Origin of the sequence: Pelagibacterium sp. (assembly GCF_048264985.1) — a bacterium.
GTDB lineage: Bacteria > Pseudomonadota > Alphaproteobacteria > Rhizobiales > Devosiaceae > Pelagibacterium.
On sequence record NZ_JBLXCL010000001.1, the window covers coordinates 1,614,179 to 1,631,491 of the forward strand.

A 17,313-nucleotide genomic window follows, 5' to 3' on the forward strand; every position below is an offset into this window, starting at 1 on the left:
GGCCACCAATCAGCCGGCCTTGATTAGCGGAATAGCCAAATCCTTGCGGAATATATATAGGAGGGAACGCAGAGCCTCGCCTTCGGGACCCTTGAGACCTGGATTGCGGTCGAGGGCCGCTCGCGCATCGTCATGGGCCATTTCCAGCAGATGCTTATGAACATCGGGGACCGCAATTTTGTATCCCGGCATGCCCGATTGGCGCGTGCCGAGCAAATCTCCCTGACCACGAAGTTCGAGATCCTTTTCGGCAATCTCAAAGCCATCATCGGTATCACGTATGGCTTGGAGACGCTGTTTTGCTGTTTCACTCAAAGGATCGGAATAGAGCAAGAGACAGGCCGAGCGTGCCGAGCCTCGTCCCACGCGTCCGCGTAACTGATGCAGCTGTGCCAGTCCAAACCTCTCGGCGTGCTCGATAATGATGATTGTGGCATTGGGCACGTCAACGCCCACTTCGATAACCGTTGTCGCGACAAGAATCTGCGCCTCACCTGAGGAAAACCGTGCCATGGCCTCCTGCTTGGCAGCGCCACTCATCCTTCCATGGACAAGCTCGACCCTGTCACCGAAAGAATTCTTGAGTTCGGCAAAGCGATCTTCGGCAGCCACGACATCAAGCAGGTCGCTTTCCTCAACCAAGGGGCACACCCAATAGGCCTGCGCGCCTTCGGCGAGCCTGGACGCCAGGCGTCCCACAACACGCTCATATTCGGAAATTGGCAGTGTCGCCGTGTCGATCGGTTGTCGTCCCGCAGGTTTCTCGCGCAGTATGGAAACATCCATGTCGCCGAAATGGGTGAGAACCAATGTGCGGGGGATCGGCGTAGCTGTCATCACCAAGAGGTCTGTCTTGTTACCCTTTTCCGACAGCGCCAGTCTCTGGTGCACGCCAAACCGGTGCTGTTCGTCCACGACGGTAAGTCCAAGATTTTCGAACTCGACACCCGTCTGAAACAAAGCATGAGTACCCACGGCTATGGTAATCGAGCCATCCGCCAGGCCGGCCAACGCGGTTCGTTTTTCGGCCGCGGGCATTTTTCCTGTCATCAGGACGACTTTGAGTCCCGCTCTTTCGGCCAGCGGCCGAAGTGTTCTAAAATGCTGGTTGGCCAAAATCTCCGTCGGTGCCATCAGCGCGGATTGCCCGCCGTCCTCAGCCACCATGGCCATTGCCATCAAAGCCACAACTGTTTTCCCCGAACCCACATCGCCTTGTAAAAGCCGTGACATCCGGGTCGGTTTTTCAAGATCCTGGCGAATGTCACTGACGGCGAGACGCTGACCATCGGTCAATGCAAAAGGCAGAGCGGCTTCGACCTTCTCGGTGATCTCTTCAGTAAAGTGTCGTGCGATACCGGAAGCCTTGACCATAGTTTCACGGATCAATGAAAGAGCCAGCTGTCCTGCGAGATATTCGTCATAAGCCAGCCGCATACGTGAAGGCGAAACAATATCGCCTTCACTTGGCCTCTGCGGCGCGTGGATGTGGCGCAATGCATCGGAAAACCCGGGCCAGTTCATAAGGGTTCGCCGGTCCTTGCCGATCCATTCGGGGATGATTGGCACCAACTCGAGACCCGAAGCGATCACTTTGCGCAGAGCCCTGGAGGACAAGCCGTGCGTCAGAGGATAAACGGGCTCGACCATCGGCAGGCTCGACAACTTGTCCGGCTCGACAATGTAGTCGGGGTGGGTCATCTGCTTTTCGCGACCGAAAAAGCCGATCTCGCCCGAAACGTAGCGTATCTCGCCAATGGGAAGCTGTTTTTCGACCCAGCCTCCTTTTGCACCGAAAAAGCTCAGCGTAATCTCGCCGCTCTCGTCATGAGCTTTTATGCGCAGCGGGGCACGGCTATTGCGCGGGGGCACAATGTGCTCGTCGACATGCAGTTTGAGCGTAGCGATCGATCCAACAGGAGCATGGGCTACACCGTCTTGAGCGCGACGATCTATAACGCCAGACGGCATGTGCGTGAGAACATCAATTACAACTGCGTCCTGCCCGTCCGGCGCGCCGAAGAATTTGGCGAAAAGGGCGCCCAATTGCGGCCCTACGCCTTTCATCGATTTTAGCGACTTGAACAGCGGGTTTAGTAGATCGGGACGCGGCACGACTCAAAACGGGGTCATATGAACGGAAACGGAACAATATATGCTTGTTCGCTGTGGCAAAAGGCTGACAGCGCCACCAAATGTCTCTAATAAGTGCGGTCCCAAGCCTTAATTTCTGTCTGGACCATGACCGACAACATCACCATCGAAATGCGCCGTAAGCGCGCGCTTTATCGCGCCCAGCATCGTGGGACCCAGGAAATGGATATTCTCATCGGTGGGTTTGTCGCCGATCACCTGGAAACGCTCGATTCTGAACTGCTGGAACGAATTGAGCGCCTCATGGATCACGAGGAAACCGACCTGCAGGCCTGGCTCATGGGGCAGCGCGATATCCCTCATGACGCCGATCACAGGTTGATCGACTTGATCCGCAACCACAAACTTTCACAGAACTAATCTCATGGACGATTTGCTGCGCGACAGACCCTCAAGGATTCTCGCCAATCTTCCCGACGGCATGCAGCCGGCGGTGCTGGTGCGTGAAATCGAGCAGCGCCTCAAAGATGCGCCCCAAGCTCCTGTTTCGCTTGTGTTTATTGCGCGCGATGGTCGCCGGCTGCAACGTATGGCCGATATCATACAAACCATGCTGCCAGGGCACCCAGTCTTGATCTTTCCCGCTTGGGATTGTTTGCCTTATGATCGCGTTTCACCCAATGCCATCACGATCGCAGCGCGTATGTCTGCGCTCGCCAAGCTTGTTGAACCCAACATCAATGGCGCTATCGTTCTCACTGCCGTCAACGCGTTAATCCAGCGCGTTGTGCCGCGTGAGGTCGTGGAAGCAATGACGTTCTCCGCCGCAGCTGGCCGTATGGTCGACAGCGATAAGCTAATAGGATGGGCTACCAATAACGGCTACCTTCGCGTGCCAACCGTGCGAGAGGCTGGCGAGTATGCAGTGCGTGGCGGACTTCTCGATCTCTATCCGGCCGGCCACGACGCGCCGCTGCGTTTTGATTTTTTTGGTCAACAGCTTGAAAGCATTCGCGCCTTCGATCCTGAAAGCCAGCGCACCACGGGCAATATCAAATCTGTGACTCTCGTTCCGATGAGCGAGGCCATGTTGACCGAAGAGACGATAAGGCGTTTCCGCCGTAACTACACAACGGCTTTCGGCGGTAACACAGCGGACGATCCGCTCTACGGCGCGATCAGCGCGGGCCAGCGTTTCGCGGGCATGGAACACTGGCTGCCGTTCTTTTACGAAGAAATGCCGACCCTGGCGGCTTACATCGGAGACGCTCCGGTCTATTTCGACGATCAATCGCGTGAAGCATATGCCGAGCGATGCGATCAGATCCTCGATTACTTCACTGCCCGCAAGGATGCTCGTGAACAAGGTAGCACCGCAGGCGCACCCTATAAGCCTCTCAAGCCTGAGCTGCTCTACAACGTAGAGCAGGGACCTTACGAGCTGATCCGCGGGCACGAGATTTCCGAACTCACACCTTTCCTTCCAGCCGATGAAACCTTGCCTGTCATCGATTGCTCGGGACACCTGGCGCCCAGCTTTGCTGCCGAGCGTCAGGCAACAGACACCAACCTGTTTGAAGCGGTGATTGCCCGCATCAAGACCGAGGCCCGGGCAGGGCGCAAGACCGTCATAAGCTGCTGGACCGAAGGCACACGCGACCGCATGGGGCAGGTGCTCAAAGACCACGGCCTCAAGGCCGTCAAAAAACTTGAGAACTGGAAACAGATCGATCTTCTTAAGGTCGGCCAGCTTGGTCTGGTCGTTTTGCCGCTCGAAACTGGCTACGTAACAGACGATATCGCAGTTCTGTCCGAACAGGACATTCTAGGCGAGCGCATCATCCGCCAAACTCGGCGTCGGAAGGCTTCCGATGCACTGACTGAAGCCAGCTCGCTTTCGGCAAATGATTTGGTGGTTCACGTTGATCACGGCATCGGTCGATTCATCGGCCTGAAAGCAATCGAAGTGCAAGGCGCGCCCCACGATTGCGTAGAGATCGAATACGCCAAAGGCGATAAGCTCTATCTGCCTGTAGAAAATATTGAACTGCTTTCGCGCTATGGCTCGGAGGGCGCTGAGCTTGACAAGCTGGGCGGCGTGGCCTGGCAAGCCAAAAAGTCCAAGCTCAAAAAACGCATTCGCGACATGGCCGAGCAGCTCATCAAGATCGCCGCGGCGCGACAGACCGCACATACCGATCCGATCGAGGTGCAGACCGGCGCATATGACGAATTCTGCGCTCGGTTCCCATACGAAGAAACCGAAGATCAGATCACAACGATCGATGCCGTGTTCGACGACCTCACCTCGGGCCGAATCATGGATCGATTGGTCTGTGGCGACGTCGGGTTCGGCAAAACCGAAGTTGCGCTGCGAGCGGCCTTCGTCATGGCTATGAGCGGTCGTCAGGTCGCTATAGTCGTACCCACAACCCTCCTGTCTCGCCAACATTTCAAAACCTTCGCTGAACGGTTTGCCGGCCTGCCGGTTCGCGTGAGACAAGCGTCACGGCTCGTGCCGGCGGCCGAACTCAAGGCGACGAAAGAGGGCCTGAAGGATGGTAGCGTCGATATCGTTGTCGGCACACATGCCTTGCTCTCGAAATCGATCGAGTTCCGCGATATCGGCCTGATGATCGTCGACGAGGAGCAGCATTTCGGAGTCGCGCATAAAGAGCGGCTCAAGGAGATGCGCGCCAACGTCCATGTGCTGACACTCTCCGCAACGCCGATCCCACGGACATTGCAACTGGCCCTGACCGGGGTGCGCGACCTTTCGCTTTTGGCAACGCCTCCAGTTGATCGCCTTGCTATTCGAACCTTCGTGTCACCCTTCGATCCGCTGGTCGTCCGCGAAGCACTGTTGCGCGAAAAGTACAGGGGCGGCCAGGCATTCTATGTCTGCCCACGTATTTCCGACCAGGGTGACATCGCGCAATTTCTGAGAGACCATGTGCCGGAAGTCAGCTTTGTAGTAGCCAACGGCCAAATGGCTCCGCAGCAGCTCGACGATACTATGAACGCCTTTTATGACGGCAAGTTCGACGTGCTTGTTGCCACAACGATCGTCGAATCCGGTCTCGACGTTCCCACCGCAAACACGTTGATTGTGCATCGGGCTGATAAATTCGGCCTCGCCCAGCTCTATCAGATCCGTGGACGTATTGGCCGGTCCAAGACCCGAGCCTACGCTATTTTCACAGTGCCTGCCGATCGCAAGCTCAACGACCAGGCCCAACGCCGTCTGCAAGTCCTCCAGTCCCTCGAATCCCTGGGGGCAGGGTTCCAGCTCGCCAGCCACGATCTCGACATCCGAGGCGCCGGCAATCTGTTGGGTGAGGAACAATCGGGGCATATCCGCGAAGTCGGCTTCGAACTCTATCAATCCATGCTCGAAGAAGCAGTAGCTTCGTTGAGGGCAGGGCAATCTGCCGAGGAAGCAGAGGAGGGGCAATGGTCTCCGCAGATATCGCTGGGCATGCCCGTGATGATTCCGGAAGCCTATGTGCCGGACCTTCAGGTGCGCATGCAGCTATACCGTCGCCTTGGAGATCTGACGGACGCCAACGAAATCGATGGGGTCGGTGCAGAAATGATCGACCGATTCGGTCCGTTGCCAGAAGAGGTGGAGGCTTTGCTCAAGGTCGTGCTGATCAAGTCTTTGTGTCGCACCGCCAATGTCGAAAAGGTCGATGCTGGTCCCAAGGGTGCACTTGTCACCCTGCGCAACGGCGTTTTCCCAAATCCTGCCGGATTGGTGCGCCATATCGCAGATCCCGGCCAAGCGGCACGGTTGCGACCTGATCAAAAAATTATGTTCGCGCGCAACTGGCCAACAGCCGAGCAACGACTCAAGGGTAGCGCCACCATCCTCTCGCGCCTCGCGGCGCTTGCCGGACAGTGACGTCTTTGGGCAACAGGAATGGTGCAAGCGCATTGGCAGGGTCGCAACGTCATGCTATTGCCCGATTTCGCCGCTCTTGAACGTGTTTGAACCTAATGATTCCGGCGGGGTCCACCTGCCCAGAGCAACAGGAATGTCCATGAAACTCAAAAACGCGATACTTGCAGGCGCTGTTGCCACGGGACTGGCTTTTTCGATGGTCGGTGCTGTCAATGCGCAGTCCGCAAACGCGGGAATGATCGATCAGGCAGAACCCACCGAGGGCTCTGCCGACAACAATTGGCTCAAGGTTTGTAGCGACCTCGATGACGGCAGTCAGGCGTGCATCATGCGCCAGGTTGTCAGCAATTCAGGCGTCTTTACCGGTTCATTCCTGCTACGCGACGATCCCAGCCAGGAAAGCCGGCTGCTTGCTGTCGCATCGGTGCCAATCGGGGTATTGCTGCCCTTTGGCCTGACCTGGCAGATCGACAGTGGCAAGCCTGTGCGTGTCCCTTACATGCTGTGCGACCCGCAGGCCTGTTCGGCTCAGCTCGTGATCAACGAGTCTTATATTCAAAGCCTCAAACGCGGCAGCAATCTCAAGCTCATTGCGAAGAACCGCCAGAACGAAGATATCGCTATTGATATTACGCTTGCTGGTTTCACCGCTGTTTATGACAATCCAGAAGGCATTTCGATCGAAGAGCTCAACCAGGCCAATTCGACCGAAAACGTGCTCGAACAGGTTCTGCAAGATCGCGCTAACCAGCTCCGTGAGGAAATGGAAGGCGGCGAGACTGCACCGGCAGACCAGGCACCTGCCGAAGAAACGCCTGCAGAGCCAGCACCCGCTCAATAATGCTCTGTGTGATCCTAGAAATGAAAAGGCGGACCAGATGGTCCGCCTTTTTTATTGGCCCATGCCAAATGAAATCGCGTGCTTTCTCAGACCGGGGACCGTTTTGAGCCCCCAAAGTCCCGCACTGCGCAGGGCCTGCGCAGGCAGATGCGGAGACAGCAGGGACGTAAACAGCCCGTCCACAAAAGCACCTGTACGTGTCAAATCGCTGCGTCGTGCTGCAGCATAGCTGCGTGAAACCGCATCTGCCCACCCATACGACCCAGGATTTGCCGCGTTAAGGCAAGCGTTGAGGCTGGCGACGTCCCGTAGACCAAGGTTTAGACCCTGTGCGCCAATGGGAGGAAATGCGTGCGCTGATTCTCCAACCAAAACGGCTGCATCACGTCCCGCCACCTCGACCGATAACATTGAAAGCGGGAATACAAAACTGGGCGTCACGACCTTGATAACGCCAAACAGATGTCGCGACTTTTCATTGAGCAGTGACGCCAAACGTTCGGCATCACGCCGGGCGTCCTCCAGAACCTCCAATGCGTCGATCCACACCAAATTGGCTCGTTTCTCACCCGCTGGAACCAGAGTGAAGGGGCCGTTGGGATAGTGAAACTCGACCGACTCTCCATCCAGTCCCCGGCCCAGTTCTAAATCGCATACCATCGCTGCCTGCTCGAAGTTGCGCTCGCGCACGCCAATGTCGGCGGCTTTTCTGACGCTGGATCCTTTGCCGTCGGCACCAACAAGTAGGTCGGCTGTGAGCGCGGTCCCGTCGTCGAGTTCGAGTTGCCAGCTTTCGTCGAGACGCCGGGCGGTACCAAGACTGGCCGCACGCAGTTCCAGATTGTCGCGCGTCGCACCGGCCTGAGAGAAACTTTCACCTAGTCGCGCGTTCGCAAAGTTCCACCCAAAGGCGCGATGGCCGAATTCGGCCGCGTTAAACACCGTTTCTGGCGCTCGCAGTAATCTTTCGGTCGCATCGATGATTCGAATTCGAGAAAGGGGGACACCCAGCGTTTCGGGATCACCGATCAGACCTGCATCGATCATGTAAGTGACGGACGGCCCCATGAGCGCAGATGTCCTGCGGTCCAGCGGGGTCCGCGGCGCTACGTGGATCGTTGAGAACCCGGCACTGGCTGCAGCAACTGCTGTTGCCTTGCCGACGAGCCCACCGCCGACAACTGCGATCTGTTTGTGATTGGCCATGCTTACCTCGATACTTGTCCATGATGTAGGCCGCCAAGGCAGCCCTCGCAAGCCGCCGTGCCATGTCTGCCGCTTTATTGCCGTTGTTGGCCGCAAATGTGCGCAATTCGCGCGCCGGGGCGGTCGCCGTTCTCTATCGTGGACATCTGATCGGCGTCCATGTCTCAACCGCTGAGGGCAATATGTTGGAATTTTTCATCGAACCGGCCTTCTGGGCCAGCCTTATTCTCTTGATCTTCATGGAAGTGGTGCTGGGCACCGAGAGCACCAATCTGATCGCCAATCGCGTAGCCCTCTTGCCGGAGGAGCAGCAGCGCCGCGCCGCAGTTTTGGGAGCAGGCGTATCGACTATCATGCGGCTTGGCCTGCTTGCGGTATTGTTGTGGCTTCTCGGGCTGGAACGGGTCGCGTTCTCCTTAGCCGGGTGGACACCCACCTGGGGGCAATTCGTGCTTCTGGGCGGGGGATTATTTCTGATCTACAAGGCAGTGACCGAGCTGCATTTTATGGTTGAGCCGCAATCCGTCACGCATGAAGAAGCGGACATCGGCTTCTCTGATCGCCCGACAATGGTGGTCGCCCAACTGGTTGCGCTTAGCGTGGTATTCTCGGCCGATTCGGTCGTGCTCGCTGTTGGACTGACAACCTATGTCCAGGCGATTGTTGTAGCCATCCTCGCAGCAGTCGCAATTCTTTATTTTGCGACCGTGCCGATAACCGCGTTTCTTGCAAGGCACGCAGCTGTAAGGGCGGTAGCCTTTGGCATTTTGTTCGTTGTAGGGACCGTGCTCGTCGCCGAAGGTCTCGGAATGCCGGTGCTGCGCGACTATCTCTATATCGCCATGGGAATAGGCGTTCTAATGCTTGGGGTATCAAAACTTCTCCACAAAGCAGACACCACCAAAAATCTAAGGCCGACAGGAGCGGAATACGCCGTGGCGCCATCGGCAGCAATGTCCGGAACGACCGTGATGCCCATTCAGGATCGCGCCGAACCTCATCTCGAACCGGATCTGGAACCTGCAAATCGGACCGATAAATTGCCTGATCAGGAATTCGAACCGGCACCGAGCCGAACAACTTTCGCGACAGACAACGAACCTGTCGAGCCGGTAGAACCAGCCGTTGTCGACGGCCCCTCACTCGAGGAAATGATACCCGAGGGCGAACCGCCCCTTGGCGAAGACGATGCCGCTGTGCAAAAGTCGCCCCGAAAAAAGACCATTGTCCGGCGCCGCCCCCCAAGGCTGCGTACGGCCCGTAGAAGAGAATAGGCAGGAACTATGAAAGCCATTGTCGTTGATCAGTTTGGTGGCCCCGAGACCCTCGATTTCCGTGAGATCGAGGTCGGAGAACCAGGTTCCGGTGAAATTCGTGTGCGCCATCACGCCATCGGCGTCAACTTCATCGATACATATCACCGCACTGGGCTCTATCCGAATCCCCTGCCACTGGTTCCCGGCTCTGAAGGAGCCGGTGAAGTGGTATCGGTTGGCGCCGGCGTAACAGGTTTCAAGCCAGGCGACCGGATTGCATATCAAGGTACCATCGGATCGTATGCAGAAGAACGGATAATGCCAGCGTCCAAAGCCGTGCTGCTGCCCGATGCAATCGACTACGAAACGGCTGCCGGCATCATGCTCAAAGGGCTAACAGCATATTATCTTCTGTTTTTGACCTGGCCGGTTCGCTCGGGCGAAACTATCCTGTTTCAGGCCGCCGCGGGCGGCATGGGCCTCATTGCCTGCCAGTGGGCCAAGTCGATTGGCGCACGGGTCATCGGTACCGCAGGTAACGCAGACAAAGTTGCGCTGGCCAGGGCCAATGGCTGTGATGAGGTCATCAACTATTCCGAGGAAGACTTCGCCGCGCGGGTGCGCGAGTTAACCAACGGCAAAGGCGTTGACGTTGTGTATGACGGGGTAGGGCAGGATACCTTTGAAAAATCTCTCGACTGTCTGCGGCCGATGGGCCTCATGGTCAGCTATGGTAATGCAACCGGTCCTGTTTCCGTACCCGACCTCGGCATTCTTGCTCGGAAGGGATCGCTGTTTCTGACGCGTCCGACAGGGGCTCATTACTTTGCCGAGCGTCCCGCGCTGCTCGCCGGAGCCAAAGCGCTGTTTTCCGCTGTAGAATCCGGTGCCGTCAAACCTCATATCGGCCAGCGTTTCGCGCTTTCCGAAGCGGCGGAAGCCCATCGCGCACTTGAAGGTCGCAAAACTGTGGGTTCGACGATCCTCTTGCCCTGATTTCGCGCATTAAAGGTTTGGGGCCATAGCATGGACTCCATTTACGGCGGGCAAAGGAAACAACGGTGGTTCGAGCGACGCTAACTGGTTTCACGGCGATCCTGATGTGGTCCCTCTTGGCGTTGTTTTCCAGCCTGTCAGGCGCAGTACCGCCGTTTCTTCTATGCGCCGTTTCGTTCGCTGTCGCGACACTTATCGGCCTCGTCGCAACCGGTCGTCAGGGCAAACCACACAGCCCTGCCGCAAAAGTCCCGCTCATGGCCTGGGTCGTAGGGATTGGGGGCCTGTTCGGCTACCACTTCTTTTACTTCTCTGCGGTTCGTAACGCGCCGGTGATCGAAGCCAATCTGATAAATTATCTATGGCCGCTGCTCATCGTACTCGGCTCGACCCTGATGCCCGGTGAAGGACTGCGTTGGCATCACCTCGCGGGTGCACTCTTGGGTTTGGCGGGCACTGTATTGATCGTTTCCGACGGCGGACGGTTTGCCTTTGAGGCCGAGTTTGCAATCGGATATGGCTTCGGTATTTTGGCCGCCGTCACCTGGGCGAGCTACTCACTCTTGTCCCGCCGGTTTGCCCAGGTCCCGACACGTATGGTCACTGGGTACTGCGCGGCCGCCGCTGTACTTTCCCTTATATGTCATCTTGCGCTTGAAGAAACTGTCTTGCCTGCCGACAGCGTACAATGGCTGGTCGTGTTGGGCATGGGGCTTATGCCGGTTGGAGGCGCATTCTTTGTCTGGGACTACGGCGTGAAACACGGAAACATTCAAATCCTCGGAGCAGCAAGTTATGCAGCGCCGCTTCTATCCACACTGCTTCTGATCCTGTTCGGCATCAGCGCTCTGACCGTCCCTGTAACCCTCGCTTGCGTGCTCATCACCGGTGGCGCAATTCTGGCCTCCAAGGACATGATTTTGCGCCCTAGACAGAAACCGTCAATTACAGTGCTCTGATCCTCTGGACAGCCTGGCAATGAACCGCTAAACCGCAATCCTATCGACCAGCCCTTTGAAGGGTTTGCAGCTCAACGGGTGGGTGGCAGAGTGGTTGAATGCACCGGTCTTGAAAACCGGCGGGCGTGAGAGCGTCTCGGGAGTTCGAATCTCCCCCCACCCGCCACTCTAGCTGTCGATTTTAACAAAATCGGCTAGCTCAAGGTAAAGAAAAGCCCCCACCAGGGCAGGGGCTCTATCTCGAGATACTGATATCAGTGGTGATGTTCAGGCATGTCTTTGAGCGTATCCTTAGTCCACCCTGTGACAGCATGAACTTCGCCGTTCTCATCTCGCATGAAATCTAGCTGATTCACTGCGATTGCAACCGGCTTTGACCCAATGCCTAGGAAGCCACCGACATCAATTACAGCCTGTGCGCCATCGCCGGTCCCATGGAGATGGGAGACTTTGCCGACTTTGTGATCGTCAGCACCAAATACTGTGGCGTCCTTAAGCGTGGTTTCGTTAAGCTCGGTTTCGCCAAGGCGAACGTGGTTCGTATGATCCATAATCAGGCTCCGCTTATGAGTGTGTACGGTAAACCTGCGAACCCTGGCTCGGTTCCTCCGATAAACACGTGTTGGTGCGTCAGCCGTATGTGGATCGAAGGCGGCAGCCTAAAACTCGGATTCGCCAGTTCCCGAAGCACGCAGATCAGCAGCACTCGGCAGGGCACCCTGACCGGTAGTCAGTGTTGCCGAAACTGCCAGCTCATGTGAAGTTTTGCACCCATTGGGCTCAAAATTGCTGGCAACGCACTCGACCTTTGTCTTTTGGCGAACATTGAGATCCGGTCGTCCCTGAGAAGTGGACGAGCACCCTGCAAGGGCGAGCAGGCAAAGTACAAAAGCAACAATTCTCATATGTCTCGTCTCATCACCGGATCAAATACTGATGCTATGCCCCGAACTTTGGAAATTTTCCAGCTTTTCTTCCATAGCTCGCTTGAACCGGTCCTTGTCGGGATCGCAAGCTTCCAAGAGCTCTCTGACCCGCCAAAACTCCATCAATCCGAAAGGATTTACCGCGGGGCGCACATAGATATCGGGCGGGTTTCTTTCGAGTTGGGCGCGGACGATCGTTTGAATCATGATCTGGGTCGCAACGAACCCAAGATCGACCATGCCTGGCGCTGCCGACTGTCGCGGCGGCTCCGGACTACCATTGACGTCGACGGCAATAACAATATCGGAACCATCGGTGACCTGATCGACCGGAACAGGGTTTATCACACCGCCATCAATGTAAGTGCGGCCGGCAAAATGGACAGGTTTGAATGCAGCGGGTATTGCCAGCGACGCCGCAATGGCGATCTGCAGTGGGCCGGAATTGAACACGACCTGTTCCCAACTGTAGTAATCGGCAGCAACCGTTGAGAACGGGACTTTAAGGTCGGAAAAATCCTCAGGGAATCCCTCAGGCAAAAAAGCCTTGGTGATACTTTCAGGATCGACCTGAAAACTGATGCCGTTCTGAAGGATGCCGATGAGACTGGGGCGGTGCGCCGACCACACAGTGCCTGCGACAAGTTGAAAACTGCCAAGCACGCTATAGGCATATTCGCGCAGCTCCGCTCCGGTCATGCCATTTGCCCAACCGGCGCCAATCAACGCTCCAATCGAGCAACCGGAAATTCGGGCCGGTTTGAGACCCAATTCATCCATGGCTTCAATGTAGGGAATGTGGGAAAGCCCGCGCGCCGCGCCGCCACCCAGGGCCACACCGATACTGGGAGAAGTTGCCGTGTCGACGATCTCGACGTTCATAGCCCGCGCCCTTCTTTACCGATGCCGAGCAAATTTAGGTTGCCCTTGGCATCGGCGCAACGGCTAGCGCTGTTCCGTCACACCTCGATGATGAAACGCCCATTGCGGCACCACGATCACATTGCTTTCCCGACGGCCGCCATTTTGGCGATATGCATGTTCCCACGCCCGCTCGAGAATCTCCTCGATCGACAGGCTGAGACAGCTCGGTAGGCTTTGCGAGCGGCAAAGATTTTCAAGAACGGCTTCAGCTTGGCCGCAAACAGCGCGCTGCTGCAATGTTTCTGATGTCATCTGCTTCATGGCGCTCACTTCACCACAAAGTTGCCAAAGGCCGACAAACGCAATTCCGAAAAATTGAATAAATCTCGTGTCGGCGGATCACCACTAGGGCAGGTTCGGCGGCTCGCGACCATCCTTGTCGCTGTCGCTCATGCGTTGATAACGGCGGCGTGTGATGAAATACATCACGACAGCCACGACGAGCGCGCCACCGAGCATGACAAATCCGAACTCGGCCGCCGAAAGGCCCAACGTCAAAAGTGCAACAACCAGAACGACAAGACTGGCCGCTATCATAAAGATCCGCATGGTGCCTCCATCCCTGAGCCATCGTGTCGTGTTTGACTTGCTAATGCAAGTAGACCCGGCTACCCCGCTGACAGCGGTTGGCAAAAAAGGTTACCCATTGGAAAGCGCTGGCGAAATCATACCCACACTCATGCCATTGGGTGACAGCGGGATTCTCTTGCGCTTTGCCGATCGGCTCGACCTAAATGCCAATGCGGCGGCCATAGACTATGCGCGACGCCTTCAAAGCCGCCCAATTCCCGGCGTGATCGAGATCGTACCCAATCTTGCGTCGGTTCTGGTGCGATACGACCCCAGGCGGATCGGGTATGCCGTCCTGAGTGGCGAGCTTCGGCTTATCGATTCGAACACACCGGACGGCGCACAGATTAACAGCCACGAAATCAATGTTGCTTACGGCGGTGAAGACGGCCCGGACATTGTTGCCGTTGCCGGCGAGCTGGGGATGACGGTTCCCACCTTCATCGCGGCGCACCAGGCTAGACTACTCAAAATTCTCGCAGTCGGCTTTGCCCCCGGCTTTTTTTACTGCGGCATGCATGGGGCTGATTTGCACGTGCCGCGTAGAGCTGACGTCAGACTATCGGTGCCTGCGGGGAGCATCCTTTTCGCGGCGCGCCAAACCGCTGTAACAGCAACGCCGGTTCCCACCGGCTGGGCCGTAATCGGGCGCACGCAGTTTAAGAATTTCGATCCATCAACAAATCCGCCGACACGTATCAGGGCAGGGGACATCATAAACTTCACGGGTGCCCCATGAGCCGGATTGTTCTCTCCCGCGTCGGTCCGATGACGACCATACAGGATACCGGCAGGCCGGGCCTTTTTGCTCACGGCATTGGCGGTTCGGGTCCAATGGACCGCGCCGGCTATGTGCTTGCAGGTGATGTCACGGCTCAGGCGTGCGGCGCAGCCATAGAAATTGGTCCCCTTGGCCTTGATTTCACTTACTACGGCGCCCCGCTTCTGTTTGGGGCCGCCGGAGGGGAATTCAGCCTCACTGTAAATGGCTCGCATCTTCCTTGGCCAACCAAAGTTGTGCTAACGGACAATACCGAGATTTCGATCAAGACCGGCCCACAGGGCAATTACGCCTATTTGCGTTTCGCTTCCCAAATCGGCGTCCCACTGGTCCTAGGCAGCCGCTCGACCAATGCAACGGTGGGCTTGGGTGGTCTCGACGGACGCACTCTCAGGGCAGGCGATGATCTTGAACTTGTGCCCTTGAACGAACTTGGCGACGAATTTGAGAACTCACGGCCCCAGCCAGTGCAACCCGGGGCGCCCATTCGTTTCATTTGGGGTATTCACGCCGAACTGTTTACGGCCCAGGCCAGAGCTGCGTTCATCTCGTCCGAATTCCGCGTGTCTGCGCGCATGGATCGTATGGGCGTCAAGCTACAAGACACAAACTCGGTTTTTGCCGATGCCAAATTGCTCAATCTGGTGTCGGACGCCGTAGTGCCCGGCGATATCCAGATCCTTGGTGACGGTACGCCGATCGTTCTGATGCGTGACTGTCAGCCGACTGGTGGCTATCCGCGCATCGGCACCATAATTGACGCCGATCTTGATAGATTCGCTCAAATCCGGCCCGGCAAAATGGTGAGTTTTTCACCAGTCACAGTCGCTCACGCACACCGTATTTCCAAATGGCAGCCATGATGGATCTCAATGCCGATCTGGGCGAAGGCATAGGCGACGATATCGCCATGCTCCAAATTGTATCCAGCGCATCGATCGCCTGTGGTGGACACGCAGGCGACGATCAAACCATGCGCAAGGCGATCCGGGGCGCACTTGCCAACGCAGTCCGTATCGGGGCCCACCCGGGTTTCGAGGATCGTGACCATTTCGGCCGCCGCCGGCTCGATTTGTCATCGGAGACAATTCGCAGCCAGGTTGTTTCCCAAACGGCGCGCCTCGTAGCCATTGCGACTCAAGAGGGGGCCTCGGTTTCATATCTAAAATTGCATGGCGCCCTGGCCAACATGACCGCCGAGGACAAAACTCTTTCGCACGCCATTTTCTTGGGCGTAGCTGAAACATTTCCAGGCATGGCCATTCTGGCTCTGGCGGCTTCGGCCCAAGAGGCCGCAGCACGGTCGGTCGGCCTTACGGTTATTACCGAAGCCTATGCCGACCGCGCCTACAATCCTGACGGGCTTCTTGTTCCCCGCAGCCAGCCCGGCGCCGTTCTTGAGGATACCGCCGCCATTGTCGCCCAATGCGTACGTCTCGCAGAGGAGGGAGAAATTGTCGCATTTGACGGGACCGTTTTCCGCTCCGCGGCCAGCTCGATCTGCTTGCATGGCGATACCACAGGGGCGCTGGAGCATGCGCGGGCGGTCCGTGCCGCCCTTGGATCGCGCGTACCGACCTAGCCTTTCACGCAGCATAGATTGCTCGTTTGTTAAGAAAACCTACACAAACCTATGGTTTTTGGAAGTTTAAACGCGCGAAAGCATCGGCAATCTCGTGAGAGCGCTTTCAGCAAAAGTGGCATCCACTTCTGCAGTTCGAGAGCAGGACAATCTTGTTAGTATTGGGTCAGATTGTATGAGTTCGAGTATCGGATCGGCACGTCGCCGTTCGCTCTTTGCCACCATCGGCACATCGGTCGCTGCTGCTGTGCTTTTGGCCGGTTGTAGTGGAGCAGACCTGTTCGCGGGCAACGAGTTTTTCTCTGAGTCCTCGATGGGCGTAAAAGCTTCGCCTCGAGTGACCACATCGCGCAACGTGCCCAAAGGGGGTGGGCGCTATATTGTTGGGCAGCCCTATACAGTTGCAGGCAACCGATTTGTTCCCCGAGAGCAGCCGGACCTCGACGTCACCGGCCGAGCTTCCTGGTATGGCCCTGCGTTCCACGGACGGCTGACCGCAAATGGCGAAGTGTTCGACATGTTTGCACTTTCGGGTGCACACCCAACACTGCCTCTACCCTCCTATGTGCGTGTCACAAATGCCGATAACGGTGCATCAACGATCGTTCGCATCAACGATCGCGGGCCGTTTTCATACGAGCGCACTATTGACCTGTCGCGCCGTGCCGCCGAAGTGCTTGGCTTTCAGCAGCAAGGTACGGCAGACGTCCGTGTGCAATACATCGGGCCGGCACCGCTTGAAGGTGACGATACCAAATTTCTGGTGGCCTCGATCAATCAGCTGACCCCGTACGAACTTCAGAACAACACGCGCATGGCCTTCCAGGAGCCCGTCCAGGTCGCTCAAGCGGAGCAGGCACCGGCAGCGCCGGCACCCACACCAGTTCAGCGTCCGACCACTGCTTCGGAGGCCGCCGGCAGCATCGCAGCCCCGGACTATATTCCATTCCAGGTTCTGTCATACGCCGGCGCCGACAATCTCGAACCGGCTCGCGAACCCAATGGCACACCAGTCCGCATGGTGCTCGGAACATGGCCCGACGCGAACATTGCCAATGAGGTAGCGACCCAGTTCGCGCTCATTGGAGCGGTGGACACCACAACGATTGTTCAAGGCGATCAAACGGTGACACATCTCATGCTTACCCATCTTCGCGAAGGTGTGACCGAAACCGACGCCCGCGATCTGGCAACCTCACTTGGCTTGTCGTCGCCAATTTTGTATTGATGGAACAAGGTCTAAATTAGAGAAGGGGCGCCACGGCGCGGCTTAC

General features: G+C 57.0%; 16 protein-coding genes and 1 tRNA gene. 11 read left to right on the forward strand and 6 right to left on the reverse strand.

The window, feature by feature from the left end; translation table 11 throughout:
* Positions 1–9: 9 nt before the first annotated feature.
* Positions 10–2,115, reverse strand: coding sequence for an ATP-dependent DNA helicase RecG (gene recG, locus ACN0TA_RS07940; RefSeq protein WP_417581517.1), 2,106 nt, complete (start codon positions 2,113–2,115; stop codon positions 10–12).
* Between the two features lie 126 nt (positions 2,116–2,241).
* Between recG and ACN0TA_RS07945 the strand changes: the two genes are divergently transcribed.
* The 3 genes from ACN0TA_RS07945 (at position 2,242) to ACN0TA_RS07955 (ending at position 6,839) form a co-directional block, all read left to right on the forward strand.
* Positions 2,242–2,514: a succinate dehydrogenase assembly factor 2 gene (locus ACN0TA_RS07945; RefSeq protein ID WP_417581519.1), complete on the forward strand. Its 273-nt coding sequence runs from the start codon at positions 2,242–2,244 to the stop codon at positions 2,512–2,514.
* 4 nt (positions 2,515–2,518) lie between these two features.
* Positions 2,519–5,998, forward strand: coding sequence for a transcription-repair coupling factor (mfd, locus tag ACN0TA_RS07950; RefSeq protein WP_417581521.1), 3,480 nt, complete (start codon positions 2,519–2,521; stop codon positions 5,996–5,998).
* A 139-nt stretch (positions 5,999–6,137) separates the two neighbouring features.
* The gene (locus tag ACN0TA_RS07955) at positions 6,138–6,839 is read left to right on the forward strand and encodes an invasion associated locus B family protein (protein ID WP_417581523.1); all 702 of its coding nucleotides are present in this window, start codon (positions 6,138–6,140) and stop codon (positions 6,837–6,839) included.
* A 51-nt stretch (positions 6,840–6,890) separates the two neighbouring features.
* Here the strand turns inward: ACN0TA_RS07955 and ACN0TA_RS07960 are convergent, their stop codons facing one another.
* On the reverse strand, positions 6,891–8,045 hold the full coding sequence (locus tag ACN0TA_RS07960) for an FAD-dependent monooxygenase (RefSeq protein ID WP_417581525.1): 1,155 nt from the start codon (positions 8,043–8,045) through the stop codon (positions 6,891–6,893).
* A 62-nt stretch (positions 8,046–8,107) separates the two neighbouring features.
* On the opposite strand from ACN0TA_RS07960, the gene ACN0TA_RS07965 reads away from it, so the two are divergent.
* The 4 genes from ACN0TA_RS07965 (at position 8,108) to ACN0TA_RS07980 (ending at position 11,422) form a co-directional block, all read left to right on the forward strand.
* Positions 8,108–9,319, forward strand: coding sequence for a TerC family protein (locus tag ACN0TA_RS07965; RefSeq protein ID WP_417581527.1), 1,212 nt, complete (start codon positions 8,108–8,110; stop codon positions 9,317–9,319).
* A gap of 9 nt (positions 9,320–9,328) precedes the next feature.
* Positions 9,329–10,297 (forward strand): quinone oxidoreductase family protein, encoded by a 969-nt coding sequence (locus tag ACN0TA_RS07970; RefSeq protein ID WP_417581529.1) that lies wholly within the window; start codon positions 9,329–9,331, stop codon positions 10,295–10,297.
* 65 nt (positions 10,298–10,362) lie between these two features.
* Complete coding sequence (locus tag ACN0TA_RS07975; RefSeq protein ID WP_417581531.1) at positions 10,363–11,256, forward strand: DMT family transporter; 894 nt, start codon at positions 10,363–10,365, stop codon at positions 11,254–11,256.
* Between the two features lie 76 nt (positions 11,257–11,332).
* Positions 11,333–11,422, forward strand: a tRNA-Ser gene (locus tag ACN0TA_RS07980).
* 88 nt (positions 11,423–11,510) lie between these two features.
* Here ACN0TA_RS07980 and ACN0TA_RS07985 read toward each other — a convergent pair.
* From ACN0TA_RS07985 to ACN0TA_RS08000, 4 genes are all read right to left on the reverse strand, one after another.
* Positions 11,511–11,807, reverse strand: a complete 297-nt coding sequence (locus ACN0TA_RS07985) for a PRC-barrel domain-containing protein (RefSeq protein ID WP_417581533.1) — start codon at positions 11,805–11,807, stop codon at positions 11,511–11,513.
* 375 nt (positions 11,808–12,182) lie between these two features.
* A complete protein-coding gene (locus ACN0TA_RS07990; protein ID WP_417581535.1) occupies positions 12,183–13,064 on the reverse strand; it encodes a patatin-like phospholipase family protein in 882 nt (293 codons plus the stop codon).
* Positions 13,065–13,127: 63 nt separating this feature from the next.
* Complete coding sequence (locus tag ACN0TA_RS07995; RefSeq protein ID WP_417581537.1) at positions 13,128–13,367, reverse strand: hypothetical protein; 240 nt, start codon at positions 13,365–13,367, stop codon at positions 13,128–13,130.
* Between the two features lie 84 nt (positions 13,368–13,451).
* Positions 13,452–13,655 (reverse strand): hypothetical protein, encoded by a 204-nt coding sequence (locus ACN0TA_RS08000; RefSeq protein ID WP_417581539.1) that lies wholly within the window; start codon positions 13,653–13,655, stop codon positions 13,452–13,454.
* A 43-nt stretch (positions 13,656–13,698) separates the two neighbouring features.
* Between ACN0TA_RS08000 and ACN0TA_RS08005 the strand changes: the two genes are divergently transcribed.
* The 4 genes from ACN0TA_RS08005 to ACN0TA_RS08020 all read left to right on the forward strand — a co-directional run bounded on the left by ACN0TA_RS08005 (position 13,699) and on the right by ACN0TA_RS08020 (position 17,267).
* Complete coding sequence (locus ACN0TA_RS08005) at positions 13,699–14,415, forward strand: 5-oxoprolinase subunit B family protein (protein ID WP_417581541.1); 717 nt, start codon at positions 13,699–13,701, stop codon at positions 14,413–14,415.
* The gene (locus ACN0TA_RS08010) at positions 14,412–15,320 is read left to right on the forward strand and encodes a biotin-dependent carboxyltransferase family protein (protein WP_417581543.1); all 909 of its coding nucleotides are present in this window, start codon (positions 14,412–14,414) and stop codon (positions 15,318–15,320) included. The genes ACN0TA_RS08005 and ACN0TA_RS08010 overlap by 4 nt, the downstream gene beginning before the upstream one ends.
* Entirely contained in the window at positions 15,308–16,039 is a 732-nt protein-coding gene (locus ACN0TA_RS08015; protein WP_417581545.1) for a 5-oxoprolinase subunit PxpA, read from the forward strand. Before ACN0TA_RS08010 ends, ACN0TA_RS08015 begins: the two co-directional genes overlap by 13 nt.
* A gap of 175 nt (positions 16,040–16,214) precedes the next feature.
* Complete coding sequence (locus ACN0TA_RS08020; RefSeq protein ID WP_417581547.1) at positions 16,215–17,267, forward strand: septal ring lytic transglycosylase RlpA family protein; 1,053 nt, start codon at positions 16,215–16,217, stop codon at positions 17,265–17,267.
* Positions 17,268–17,313 lie beyond the last annotated feature (46 nt).